The organism is Pseudoalteromonas sp. 1181_04 (assembly GCF_052850545.1).
In genome coordinates this window covers 218,696-231,210 of the sequence record NZ_VXCS01000002.1, presented here as the reverse complement: position 1 = coordinate 231,210, position 12,515 = coordinate 218,696, and the positions used below count along the sequence as shown (strand labels likewise).

General features: G+C 39.1%; 12 protein-coding genes. 6 read left to right on the top strand and 6 right to left on the bottom strand.

The genetic code is table 11. The features are described from left to right. Window positions 1–14 precede the first annotated feature (14 nt). On the bottom strand, window positions 15–1,652 hold the full coding sequence (pgm, locus tag FW757_RS02430; RefSeq protein WP_182761325.1) for a phosphoglucomutase (alpha-D-glucose-1,6-bisphosphate-dependent): 1,638 nt from the start codon (window positions 1,650–1,652) through the stop codon (window positions 15–17). A 10-nt stretch (window positions 1,653–1,662) separates the two neighbouring features. Beyond that, window positions 1,663–2,247 (bottom strand): replication initiation negative regulator SeqA, encoded by a 585-nt coding sequence (seqA, locus tag FW757_RS02425; RefSeq protein ID WP_182717858.1) that lies wholly within the window; start codon window positions 2,245–2,247, stop codon window positions 1,663–1,665. Between the two features lie 141 nt (window positions 2,248–2,388). Here seqA and FW757_RS02420 point away from each other — a divergent pair, with 141 nt between their 5' ends. The 5 genes from FW757_RS02420 (at window position 2,389) to fur (ending at window position 4,924) form a co-directional block, all read left to right on the top strand. Then, complete coding sequence (locus FW757_RS02420; RefSeq protein WP_446440839.1) at window positions 2,389–3,153, top strand: alpha/beta fold hydrolase; 765 nt, start codon at window positions 2,389–2,391, stop codon at window positions 3,151–3,153. A gap of 99 nt (window positions 3,154–3,252) precedes the next feature. Continuing rightward, entirely contained in the window at window positions 3,253–3,474 is a 222-nt protein-coding gene (locus tag FW757_RS02415; RefSeq protein ID WP_054204660.1) for a DUF2788 domain-containing protein, read from the top strand. 2 nt (window positions 3,475–3,476) lie between these two features. Then, window positions 3,477–3,755: a LexA regulated protein gene (ybfE, locus tag FW757_RS02410; protein WP_016709654.1), complete on the top strand. Its 279-nt coding sequence runs from the start codon at window positions 3,477–3,479 to the stop codon at window positions 3,753–3,755. Between the two features lie 14 nt (window positions 3,756–3,769). Continuing rightward, window positions 3,770–4,297 (top strand): flavodoxin FldA, encoded by a 528-nt coding sequence (gene fldA, locus FW757_RS02405; protein ID WP_149981079.1) that lies wholly within the window; start codon window positions 3,770–3,772, stop codon window positions 4,295–4,297. A 186-nt stretch (window positions 4,298–4,483) separates the two neighbouring features. Then, the gene (gene fur / locus FW757_RS02400; RefSeq protein WP_145233880.1) at window positions 4,484–4,924 is read left to right on the top strand and encodes a ferric iron uptake transcriptional regulator; all 441 of its coding nucleotides are present in this window, start codon (window positions 4,484–4,486) and stop codon (window positions 4,922–4,924) included. Window positions 4,925–5,015: 91 nt separating this feature from the next. Here the strand turns inward: fur and glnS are convergent, their stop codons facing one another. Next, window positions 5,016–6,677, bottom strand: a complete 1,662-nt coding sequence (gene glnS, locus FW757_RS02395) for a glutamine--tRNA ligase (protein WP_145233878.1) — start codon at window positions 6,675–6,677, stop codon at window positions 5,016–5,018. Between the two features lie 498 nt (window positions 6,678–7,175). Between glnS and FW757_RS02390 the strand changes: the two genes are divergently transcribed. Then, the gene (locus FW757_RS02390; protein ID WP_182717859.1) at window positions 7,176–8,246 is read left to right on the top strand and encodes a DUF3083 family protein; all 1,071 of its coding nucleotides are present in this window, start codon (window positions 7,176–7,178) and stop codon (window positions 8,244–8,246) included. A gap of 42 nt (window positions 8,247–8,288) precedes the next feature. Here the strand turns inward: FW757_RS02390 and FW757_RS02385 are convergent, their stop codons facing one another. From FW757_RS02385 to sucC, 3 genes are all read right to left on the bottom strand, one after another. Further along, a complete protein-coding gene (locus tag FW757_RS02385) occupies window positions 8,289–10,136 on the bottom strand; it encodes a diguanylate cyclase (RefSeq protein WP_446440820.1) in 1,848 nt (615 codons plus the stop codon). Window positions 10,137–10,351: 215 nt separating this feature from the next. Beyond that, complete coding sequence (gene sucD / locus FW757_RS02380; protein ID WP_145233870.1) at window positions 10,352–11,224, bottom strand: succinate--CoA ligase subunit alpha; 873 nt, start codon at window positions 11,222–11,224, stop codon at window positions 10,352–10,354. Then, window positions 11,224–12,390: an ADP-forming succinate--CoA ligase subunit beta gene (gene sucC / locus FW757_RS02375; protein ID WP_145233868.1), complete on the bottom strand. Its 1,167-nt coding sequence runs from the start codon at window positions 12,388–12,390 to the stop codon at window positions 11,224–11,226. The genes sucD and sucC overlap by 1 nt, the downstream gene beginning before the upstream one ends. Window positions 12,391–12,515: the final 125 nt, after the last annotated feature.

Sequence of the window (12,515 nt, the reverse complement as noted above, 5' to 3'; positions counted from 1 at the left end):
TAGTCTAAGCGTTATTAACTAATCACTGAATCAACCAACTTCTTGGCTTCTTTTTCTAATAGCGCTAAATGTTCTTCACCTTTGAATGATTCAAGGTAAATTTTATAAATGTCTTCAGTCCCTGATGGACGCGCTGCAAACCAGCCGTTTTCAGTAACTACTTTTAAACCACCAATAGCGGCATTATTACCAGGCGCATGAGTTAGCTTTTGTAAAATAGGCTCGCCCGCAAGTGTATCTGCCGTAACATCTTTCGCACTTAGCCCTTTAAGTCGCTCTTTTTGGGCAGAACTTGCAGGCGCATCTATACGTTTGTATATAGGCGCACCAAATTCGAGCTCAAGCTCTTTATAAAGTGCTGATGGGGTTTTTCCTGTTACAGCTAAAATTTCCGCGGCTAATAATCCCATGATGAAACCGTCTTTGTCGGTATTCCATACTGTACCGTCAAAACGAAGGAATGATGCCCCGGCACTTTCTTCACCGCCAAACGCGAGTGTTCCAGTACTTAGCCCTTCGACAAACCATTTAAAACCAACAGGTACTTCTCGCACTTGACGATTATTACGGGCAACTACTCGGTCAATCATCGCACTTGAAACAAGTGTCTTGCCAATTTCAACGCCTTTGGACCAATCACGATGATTTAATAAGTAATCAATGGCAACCGCTAAAAAGTGATTAGGATTCATTAAGCCGTCAGGAGTTACAATACCATGGCGATCATAGTCAGGATCATTGCCAATGCTTATATCAAAATCATCTTTAAGGGCGATTAAGTTTGCCATCGCATAAGGTGATGAGCAATCCATACGAATTTTGCCATCTTTATCAAGTGGCATAAATGCAAAGCGCGGATCGACACTTTCATTGACGATTGTTAAATCTAAAGCAAATTTTTCGGCGATAATAGGCCAAAAGTTGATCCCTGAACCACCGAGCGGATCAATACCCACTTTAATATTTGCTTTTGCAATCGCTTTTACATCAACAACATTAATCAGATCTTCAATATAAGGAGTCATTAAATCTTGGTATTTAATAAAACCTGAACGGGCTGCTTTTGCAAATGGGAATAGCTCAACTTCAACTAAATCTTCTAGTAGTAGTTGATTTGCTCTGTCTTCTATCCACTTAGTAACGTCAGTATCTGCCGGGCCACCATTAGGTGGGTTATATTTAAAACCGCCGTCTTCTGGAGGATTATGTGAAGGTGTAACAACAATACCGTCAGCTAATTCATGAGGATGTAATTTGTTATGACACACGACCGCGTGGCTAATCACCGGTGTAGGTGTAAAATCGTCGTTTTCTTGCGTGATCACTTGTACTTCGTTAGCAACAAGCACTTCAATCGCTGAATTGTAAGCCGCCTCACTTAACGCGTGCGTATCCTTACCTAAGAATAGCGGTCCAAAAATATTATTTTGTTTTCGGTAATCACAAATTGCTTGAGTAATGGCGAGAATGTGAGATTCATTGAATTTCACATCATATGAACAACCTCGGTGCCCTGAAGTACCAAAAGCAACACAATGTTCAGGGTTTTGCTCTAGATCGGGTTCATTTAAATAATAAGCAGACACTAATTTTGGTACATTTACTAAATCTGATTGTGTTGCAGGTTTCCCTGCACCGGAATGAATCGCCATTACATTTCCTTTATAAGTAGTCTCGAATTTTTTCAGCTTGTTCAGCACTATAGCCTAAGCCAAGTGCCACTTCGTGTAGCATCATTTTCTTACGGGTAGTATTTGAGTTGGTCATTACCCAGTATTCACTGTCGGTAATGTTTTTTGGATTCATACTGCTGCCACTGTTTACTAACGCTTCTTTGCTGGTTGCGAAGTAAACGCGATCACGCCCTTGCACATCCAATACCGCTGAAAAATCAGTTTTATGAGTTCTATGTAAAGCAGATAAAATAAACAAAAAGCGCCCTACTACGCCTTTTTGCATCGCCAACTCTTCTTTATTGAGTATATTAAAAACACTGGCATGCGCTTGTGTCAATGGTGTGACAGCGGCTGACTTTTTATTCTCGGTCGATGAGGTGTGTTCAGTTGTTTGAGTCGTCTTTGCAACCTCATGCGTGACGGGCTGTTCTGGTTTTTCTTGCGCGGCTAAATCATTTTCGCCGTGAATATTTAATAAACGACGTAAAATAGTTGAGGCGCTTTCGCCTATACTTTGAGTGTTACTTGCAATGTATTGATATAACTCGTCGTCTATGTCAATTTTTTTCATGTTATTCCTGTCGTTACGGGTCACATTTTTTTCATCCATGCTGATTATACCCAAACCTGATTTAATTCTCTATGTTTTGCAATTTGTTATTTCACTAGGCAAACTAGGCACACTTTTATGAGATTAGTTTTGGAAACTGTGATGCTGTTAAATTACAAACAAACTGGCCAAGGGCCGCATGTAATTTTGATCCATGGATTGTTTGGTTCACTGGAAAATTTAAATGTTATTGCCAATGCATTGGCAGAAAATTTTACCGTAACGAATCTTGATTTACGTAACCATGGCCGTTCACCACACAGTGATATTATGGATTACCCGGCAATGGCTGACGACGTACTCGCCTTAATGGACCATTTAGGTATTGATAAAGCCCATTTAGTCGGTCACTCTATGGGCGGGAAAGTTGCTATGCAAATAGCACATATTAATCCAAGCTCAGTAAATAAACTTGTAGTATTAGATATCGCCCCCGTTGCATATCAAAGTCGTCATGATGATATCATTGCGGCACTAAAGCTGGTAAAAAGCCATGCTATTAATGACCGCAAAGAAGCGGATAAATTAATGACGCAGCTAATACCTGAATTAGGTGTTCGCCAGTTTTTGCTAAAAAGCTATGCGAAAAACGAACTTGGTGAACTGCAGTGGCGCTTTAATTTGACTACCCTAAGTGAAAAATATCGCAATATTTTAGCAAATATTAAAGCAAATGATTCTTGTTTATGCGATACTTTATTTATCAAAGGGAACGATTCTGATTATATATTGCCTGAATATCGTGAAGCTATTATGGCTCAATTTAGCAACGCAAAAGCAAAAATTATTCATGGCGCAGGTCATTGGTTGCATGCCCAAAAACCAATGGCGGTTAATAAGTCTATCAATGATTTTTTAATGGCTTAATAAAGCAAAATTTAATCACGTATTTTTGACTTAGCGCACTAAATTATTACAATTTTATATGCTATAGTACGCGCCGTTTAATTTAAAGGTTATACGTTGATGGTCAGTCAGTTAATTAACGAATTTGATACCCTTGGGTTGTACTTTGGCTTAGCCGGTGTGTTCTTTTTTATCGGTATGGCTATCCAAGACGTACTAAAAAAAGGTAATGTGCCTAAATTTGGCCGTTATGTAGTATGGCTTGTGCTATTTTTAGGGTGTTCTGGTTTTATCGCTAAAGGACTTATTCAAGTTTTTTGGCAAGGTGCGGGTGTGGGTTAACCATGGCTAAGTCTGAAACAGATAGAACAACGCTCGATTTATTTGAATACGAAAAACGCCCCGGCAGACCAAAAACGAATCCCCTACCAAGGGAGGTTCAGTTAAAGGTAAATAAACGTAATCAAATAAAAAGAGATAAAGCACGTGGTTTAAAGCGTGTCGAATTTAAAGTTTCATCGCAGTTATATCAAGCGTTAAGCGATATGGCCGATGCACAAAATATTAGCCGCAGTGCGCTGATTGAAACTATTTTACAAGAAAGATTGGCTATTGATAGATAAAAGGTTTTAAATCCATGGCAAGTGTAGGTATTTTTTTCGGAAGTGACACAGGTAACACAGAACACGTAGCTAAAATGATCCAAAAAGAATTGGGTAAAAAGTTAGTGGCTGTGCATGATATTGCTAAAAGTTCAAAAGAACAGATCGCAGAATTTGATTTAATCTTATTTGGCATTCCTACTTGGTATTATGGTGAAGCACAATGTGATTGGGATGACTTTTTCCCTGAATTAGAAGAAGTTGATTTTGATGGCAAGCTTGTGGCTATTTTTGGCTGTGGCGATCAAGAAGACTACGCTGAATACTTCCTTGATGCGATGGGTATGATCAATGACATCGTTACTGAGCGTGGCGCTATTGTTGTGGGTCATTGGCCAACACAAGGGTATGATTTTGAAGCCTCGAAAGGCATGGCTGATGACAACCATTTTGTTGGTTTAGGCATTGATGAAGACCGTCAACCAGAGCTTACTGAACAACGTGTAAAAGCATGGTCAGCACAAGTTTATGAAGAAATGTGTTTAAGTGAACTTGCTGATTAAATGCACTTTATTGCTAGTAATCGTATAAAATAGTGACGTTCGTTTTCCTATTACACATTTTATAAGTATTTCTAGCAATTGATCTTTGCACTTAATGACTAGGCACGTTATTCTTATCGTTGCTAATGTGTCGTGTACATCTTTGTAAGGTGTCTAGTATAACCAAATATAATTGAGACAGATTTAATGACTGATCATAACTTGGAATTAAAAAAAGCCGGCTTAAAAGTAACTTTGCCGCGTATTAAAATTTTAGAGATTTTACAATCTCCAGATAACCAACACATCAGCGCTGAAGATGTTTACAAAATTCTTTTGGACCTAGGTGAAGAAATTGGCCTTGCTACTGTGTACCGCGTACTTAACCAATTTGATGATGCGGGTATTGTTAGCCGTCACCATTTTGAAGGCGGTAAGTCAGTATTTGAACTCTCTGGTAGCACACACCATGATCATCTTGTATGTTTAAAATGTGGTAAAGTTGTTGAATTTGAAGATGAAATGATTGAACGTCGTCAACTTGAAATTTCAGAAGAAAATGGTATTAAATTAACCAACCACTCTCTTTATCTGTATGGCGAGTGTACTGACACTGCAGCATGTAAAGCATTTGCTGATAGCCAATAATTTATTAGCTGAATAAAAAAAACCTGCAAATTGCAGGTTTTTTTATATCTGTTACTTTTATCCCCTCGCCTTTGAGCGAAGGGATAAAAAACTACTGCTGTGTTTTAGTCCAAGAATCACGTAAACCAACTGTTTGGTTAAATACAATATTCTCTGACTTAGTATCACGGCTGAAGTACCCTGTACGTTCAAATTGAAAACCTTGTGCAGGCTCTGCATTAGCAAGTGATGGCTCAAGTTTTGCGTTTGCTAAAACCACTAATGAATCAGGATTTAAAGTTGTTGCAAAGTCTTCAGCTGCTGCAGGATTTGGTACGCTGAATAACCGATCATATAAACGAACTTCTGCGGTGATTGACTCACTGGCTGACACCCAGTGGATAACGCCCTTCACTTTACGTCCATCAGTTGGATTTTTGCCCAGCGTTTGTGGATCATAGCTACAGAAAATCGTGGTTATTTCGCCATTTTCGTCTTTTTCAACACGCTCTGCTTTAATAACATAAGCACCACGTAAACGAACTTCTTTATCAAGTACTAAGCGCTTGAATTTGTTATTTGCTTCTTCTTTGAAGTCTTCACGTTCAATATAAATTTCACGGGTGAACGGAACATCACGACGACCCATACTTTCATCATTTGGATGATTTGCAATTGATAAGGTTTCAACGGTATCAACAGCATAGTTTTCAATGATGATTTTAACCGGATCGAGAACGGCCATGGCACGTGGAGCATGTTCGTTTAAGTCTTCACGGATACAGGCTTCAAGCATGCCCATTTCAACCATGTTTTCTTGTTTGGTTACGCCAATACGTAAGCAAAATTCGCGAATTGATGCTGGTGTATAACCACGACGGCGAAGACCTGCAATGGTAGGCATACGTGGATCATCCCACCCTTCAACATACTCATTGACCACTAAGTCATTTAGCTTACGCTTTGACATTATAGTATATTCAAGGTTTAACCTTGAAAACTCAATTTGTTGTGGATGACATTCAAGACTGATGTTATCTAACACCCAATCATATAAACGGCGGTTATCTTGAAATTCAAGTGTACACAATGAATGGGTAATGCCCTCTAACGCATCTGAGATACAGTGCGTAAAGTCATACATTGGGTAAATACACCATTTGTCACCGGTTTGATGATGATGAGCAAAACGCACACGATAAATAATAGGATCACGCAGCACCATAAATGAGCTGGCCATATCGATTTTTGCACGTAGTACACACTCGCCTTCTTTAAATTCACCAGCACGCATTTTTTCAAATAGTGCTAGGTTTTCTGAAGGACTAGTATCACGGGTTGGACTATTTTTACCAGGCTCTTTTAACGTGCCGCGATATTCACGCGCTTGATCAGCTGTTAAAAAGCACACATAGGCTAAGCCTTTATTAATAAGCTCTACAGCATAGTCATACAAAGTATCAAAATAGTTTGACGAATACTTTATTTCACCATCCCAGTTAAAACCTAACCACTGAACATCTTCTTTGATTGAATTAACGTAGTTAATATCTTCTTTTTCAGGGTTAGTATCATCAAAACGTAAATTACATTGACCACTGTAGTCTTGCGCTATACCAAAATTTAAACAAATTGATTTAGCATGACCAATATGTAAAAAACCATTTGGCTCAGGTGGAAAACGAGTATGTGTAGACGCATGTTTACCTGATGCTAAATCTTCATCAATACGGGTTCTTATAAAGTTACTTGGGCGATTCTCAATTTCCGCCATAGGAATACAATCCTCACAATAGTGCATGGTGACAAAACTACTGCATTATACCCAAACCATCCCAAGATGCGAGTTTCAGTTGGAATTAAAAGCGATTTAGGCAAGGCATTGATTGCAAGTAATAGTGGTTCTATTGGTAAAATCAATAACGCAGTATAAATCGCTTTTAAACCAACCCGTTGGGCGTTTCGCAGGCACTTACTCTCATCGTTGTTACTTCTTAAAAGGGACTACCATTGTTGCAAAGTAACGCCTTGATATTAAGCCCCTGTGAAACGCTGAATTCTGCATATTGAGGTGGTTTGGGTATATTATAAAAACAAACCTTAACATACAGTAATAGATGCGGGTTTATTACATATTGTGTGCTTAGCTGAAGAACCACGTCTGGGTTGTTATTTAACCTCTTAATGGCGATAAATTGTTCTAGCGCAATAAAACAGTCATTCAACCAAGCTACAGTGGCGTCATTAAAGTAATTCTTTTAAGGAGAAAATAATGGCTTCACTTTCACAGCATCGCGTTTATATCCCAACTACTGCACGCGCAAACCAATATATCTTAGCGGAGTTCGTACCCAGTGCCGATTTATACGCACGTTTTAGCAATATACAGCAATGTTATGAACGTTTAGCACGACAGCTATTCTCTTCATGTGATGAATACGAGCTACACAATGTACATTTGATAGCAAACGATAAGCTTCCCGTTGTTAGGTTTCATGAAGAGTCTTATTGCTTACAAACAGAAAAACAAATTTTATTCTTTTATAACCCGCGTTACCATGAAGCGCATAAATGCATTTACGACAGTAGCAAACCCAGTAAAAAAATTCGCTTGCTCTTCCTTGCTACTGGTGAAGACTTGCGTGCGAATGCTGCTATATTCCATACCCGTGTTAAAAAAGTACTCGAATACCTACAAAGCACATTATTGATCGATGAAACAGCAATAAAAGTGCGTGATCATCAGCATTTAACCTATGACTTGTTCGCCAAAGCGAAAGGATGTAAAGAAAGCTACGGTTATAAACTTAGAGGACTCTACCCTCGCTACCAAAGCCGCCATTGTACACTCCCCGCAGAACATAATGAGATGACTTATACGACATTTGCGATCCCAATAACACGTACCATTAAAACTCAGTTTCATCATTTACTTAATAAGCCAACATTCACAGAGTTTTACCAGTATTTTTATGACGCATTTATTCAGCAATGCGCCGCCAAAAATTTACATTTAGCGGCGATGATAGCAAATGGTACGATGCCAATAATTAGAAACAGTAAGACTGATAACAACGATGGCAATCATGAATTGCAAAAGCTGAGCTTTTCAACCGACGATCAAAAAACGCAATACAGTCATTATTGGCATGATGAAAAACTAGTAGATTCACTGCATTTTGTTATTGTTGCCAGTGAAAAAGACGAACAAGGAATTGGCCACGGTCGGTTTATGAATCAAGTTGAAAGTGTGATCCGTACACTCATCGAACCATTATCTATTAATAAAGAGCGCCAAGATATCACTGTGCGATTTTTTCAACATATCAATCATTATCTATAATAGCGAGCTTGTCGATAATGACCCCCTTAAGCTAAGTTCAGGTTAACTACAAACCTTATCCCTGCCAGTATTTTTAGCATGGTAAAGGTTTGTGTCAGCAACTTTTAATAATGTATTAAGGGCTAATCCTGGCTGCATTTGTGCGACCCCAGCACTGCTTGTTAAAGTGATTTTTTTATCGGTCAAGCTTAACGATTTTAAACAAATGCATAAGTTACCGATAAAATCATGCCCTTGTGCAAGTGTTAAGTTTGGCATTACCACAATAAACTCTTCACCACCAAAGCGAGCAAATTGATACTCAGTATCAGCTAACTGCTCAGTAAGTAACGCGCTAAAAGCAATTAGGGCTTGATCACCGATATCATGACCATATTGATCATTTACTTGTTTAAAATGATCAATATCTAAAATTGAAACTGAAAAGTTTTGTTGCTTCCCGATAAGTTGCGATGCAATAAAATCGAGAATATAACGACGGTTATGAGCTCCAGTGAGTGGATCTGTATTTGCTCTGCGTTGGCTTCGTAAATATGCTTTGCGTTGATTTAATGCGAAAATTGTAATGCTTAATATCGCTAATATACCAATAACAGAATAGGCTGCTTGTAACTGTCCTTCTTTAGCTAACTTATCTAAAGTAATTTGTTGGTATTTTAATTTCTCTTCAGCCAACTGCAATTTGATATCTTGTTGAGTAGATTCAAATCGTGAGCGTGCTTCTTGCTCGAGTTTCTGCTGCGTTGTTTCTTTTGCTTGCTCTGTAAGCTTAATCAATAACTTCAGTGCATTAGTAGCCTCTGCAAAACGACCTAATTGTTCTAGGCTTTGCGCCTTTAAGCTAAGTGTATTACGGCTGTAACGGTTATTAAGCGGCCTATCGTAATCAGTCAACAATAACTCTGATGCTTGAATATATTCAAGTGCTTGCTCTGGTTGCTGTAATGCTAAGAAAGTTTTAGCAAATCCATTATTTAACGCAATTATATGCGCTGGATTTACAATCACTTTATTGACATAACTTTTAGCCAAGTATAGTAGTTGCAACGCTTGCGAATATTTTTTTTGCTTCAGAGCGACATTTGCCTTACCAGCTGGTGCAAAAAAAAGATAGCGCGGTGCTTTTACCATTGCTGATAACATTATCATTTCTTCATAACAAGCCGCCGCTGAATCAAGTTTTTCAGCGCGCTCATATGTCATGCATAAGATATAGATAACAGGCAAACCATTGACAACATCGCCGTTTTTGCTGGCGATATCGCGCGCCAAAACTGCATATTGCTCACCTTTCTCAAATAGTGACATGGTCGAATAATATGCCGCTAAACTATCATAAACATAAAGCATGGTAGTTGATGACATATTCGTAGTTTTCGCTTCAATGTAGGCATTTTCGATAATTTCTATTGCTTTAGGGTATTCCTCTTGCCAGAGCAACAGAGCTCCTTCAATAGACTCAGCTTGTACCAACATCTCTAAATCGTTTGCTTGAGTAAAGGCATTTTGTGCTAAGCGGATTTGTTTAATACTTTCAGGTAACAGCCCTTCTTCTAAAGAAAAAACACTCCGATACATTAACCAATAACCTTGGATCCAATCATCGTCTTTAGGCAGTTGTTGTTGGGCAAGTTCAAAGTAACTTTGTGAACGTGCGATATCACCTTTAAATAAATACAGCCGCGCTAACAAAGTATTATTATAAGCGTGTTCAGTGGTAGAAATACCCTGAGCTGCTTGTGTAAGAACTAATTCTTCGATCAACTGATTTGGTTCAGCTAATGCGCGTTGTTCGGTTACTAAAAATGCGGTACGAAATGAAGTAGATGAAAATAAATTGAAAGAGCAACAAAAGCATACAAGGTAGACTGTAAAATAAATTATTCGCATTACTGCTAGATCTTCCAATGATAAAAAGCAATCGCACATTATAACGGCAGTTTTGATTATTACCAGTAGATTTTATTGAAACAAGCTATTGATTTTTATTATTAAATAAACAGCTAAAGATTCTGAAATTTATTATTATCTAGACATAATACTTATAAATAATGGCAATAAAAAAGGCTCACTAAGTGAGCCTTTTTTCAAAACATAGCAGGTTATTACCAGCCAGTTTTTTCTTTAAGTGCTTTACCGATATCAGCAAGTGAACGTACAGTTTTTACGCCCGCAGCTTCTAATGCAGCAAACTTCTCATCAGCAGTACCTTTACCGCCAGCGATGATTGCGCCAGCATGACCCATACGCTTACCTTCTGGTGCAGTAACACCAGCAATGTAAGAAACAACAGGCTTAGTAACGTTAGCTTTGATGTACTCTGCAGCTTCTTCTTCTGCAGTACCACCGATTTCACCGATCATTACGATCGCTTCAGTTTGTGGATCTTTTTCGAACATTTCTAAAACGTCGATAAAGTTAGTACCAGGAATTGGGTCGCCACCAATACCAACACAGGTAGACTGACCGAAACCTGCATCTGTAGTTTGTTTAACAGCTTCGTACGTTAAAGTACCAGAGCGAGAAACAATACCTACTTTACCAGGTTTGTGGATGTGACCAGGCATGATACCAATCTTAGTCTCACCAGGAGTGATAACACCTGGACAGTTAGGACCGATCATACGAGTACCTGTTTGATCTAGTTTAACTTTAACGTCAACCATATCAAGTGTAGGGATACCTTCAGTGATACAAACGATTAGCTCGATGCCCGCATCGATTGCTTCTAAGATAGCATCTTTACAAAAAGGTGCTGGTACATAGATAACTGATGCAGTTGCGCCAGTTGCTTCTACAGCATCACGTACAGTGTTAAATACTGGAAGACCAAGGTGCGTTTGACCGCCTTTACCTGGGCTTACACCACCAACCATTTGTGTACCGTACTCAAGCGCTTGCTCAGAGTGGAAAGTACCTTGGCCACCGGTGAAACCTTGACAGATAACTTTTGTATCTTTATTGATTAATACAGACATTATTTGCCCTCCGCAGCAGCAACAACTTTTTCAGCCGCGTCTGTTAGTGATTCAGCAGCAATGATATCTAGACCAGAGTTCTTAAGAACTTCACGACCTAGCTCAGCGTTAGTACCTTCTAAACGTACAACTACTGGTACGTTTACGCCAACTTCTTTAACTGCACCAATGATGCCTTCAGCGATCATGTCACAACGAACGATACCACCGAAGATGTTAACTAAAACGGCTTTAACGTTGTCATCAGAAAGAATGATTTTGAATGCTTCTGATACACGTTCTTTAGTCGCGCCGCCGCCAACATCTAGGAAGTTTGCAGGCTTGCCACCGTGTAGGTTTACGATGTCCATAGTACCCATTGCTAGGCCTGCACCGTTAACCATACAACCAACGTTACCGTCTAATGCAACGTAGTTAAGTTCAAAACTTGCTGCATGAGCTTCACGTGCATCTTCTTGTGATGGATCGTGGAAATCACGCATTTTAGGTTGACGGTAAAGTGCATTACCATCGATACCGATTTTGCCGTCAAGACAGTGAAGGTTACCTTCATCAGTGATAACAAGCGGGTTGATTTCAAGTAGTGCGAAATCGAAATCAGTAAACATTTTACCAAGACCCATAAAGATCTGTACGAACTGTTTCATTTGTACTGGGTTAAGACCCAATTTAAAACCTAGTTCACGTGCTTGGTAAGCTTGAGGACCTACTAATGGGTCGATCTCTGCTTTGTGGATAAGCTCTGGTGTTTCTTCAGCAACAGTTTCAATTTCAACACCGCCTTCAGTAGACGCCATGAAAACAACTTTGCGAGATGCACGGTCAACAACTGCACCTAAGTACAATTCGTTGGCGATATCAGTACAGCTTTCTACTAAAATTTTAGCAACTGGCTGACCATTCTCGTCTGTTTGGTAAGTAACTAGGTTTTTACCTAACCAGTTAGCTGCAAACGCTTTAACTTCGTCGATAGTTTTAACTAGCTTTACACCGCCAGCTTTACCACGTCCACCTGCGTGAACCTGAGTTTTAACAACCCACATATCACCGCCGATTTTCTCAGCAGCTGCTGCAGCTTCTTCAGGTGTATCGCAAGCGAAACCTTGAGAAACTGGTAAACCATATTCGGCAAAAAGTTGTTTTGCCTGATACTCATGCAAATTCATGATGCTTTATCCAATTTTTTATACTAAAAGAGCTGACTATTTTTATAAATAGACAGCTATCCCAAATTGCGCACCTAGTATAGATCCCAAGGCTTAACATGAAAACCCCAGTACGACCAAAGGCG

Bases quoted from the DNA above. Each gene is read 5' to 3' on its own strand.
- sucC (WP_145233868.1), bottom strand. From the start codon at position 12,390: ATGAATTTGCATGAGTATCAGGCAAAACAACTTTTTGCCGAATATGGT.
- sucD (WP_145233870.1), bottom strand. From the start codon at position 11,224: ATGTCTGTATTAATCAATAAAGATACAAAAGTTATCTGTCAAGGTTTC.
- FW757_RS02385 (WP_446440820.1), bottom strand. From the start codon at position 10,136: ATGCGAATAATTTATTTTACAGTCTACCTTGTATGCTTTTGTTGCTCT.
- seqA (WP_182717858.1), bottom strand. From the start codon at position 2,247: ATGAAAAAAATTGACATAGACGACGAGTTATATCAATACATTGCAAGT.
- FW757_RS02415 (WP_054204660.1), top strand. From the start codon at position 3,253: ATGGTCAGTCAGTTAATTAACGAATTTGATACCCTTGGGTTGTACTTT.
- fldA (WP_149981079.1), top strand. From the start codon at position 3,770: ATGGCAAGTGTAGGTATTTTTTTCGGAAGTGACACAGGTAACACAGAA.
- FW757_RS02420 (WP_446440839.1), top strand. From the start codon at position 2,389: ATGCTGTTAAATTACAAACAAACTGGCCAAGGGCCGCATGTAATTTTG.
- glnS (WP_145233878.1), bottom strand. From the start codon at position 6,677: ATGGCGGAAATTGAGAATCGCCCAAGTAACTTTATAAGAACCCGTATT.
- fur (WP_145233880.1), top strand. From the start codon at position 4,484: ATGACTGATCATAACTTGGAATTAAAAAAAGCCGGCTTAAAAGTAACT.
- ybfE (WP_016709654.1), top strand. From the start codon at position 3,477: ATGGCTAAGTCTGAAACAGATAGAACAACGCTCGATTTATTTGAATAC.
- pgm (WP_182761325.1), bottom strand. From the start codon at position 1,652: ATGGCGATTCATTCCGGTGCAGGGAAACCTGCAACACAATCAGATTTA.
- FW757_RS02390 (WP_182717859.1), top strand. From the start codon at position 7,176: ATGGCTTCACTTTCACAGCATCGCGTTTATATCCCAACTACTGCACGC.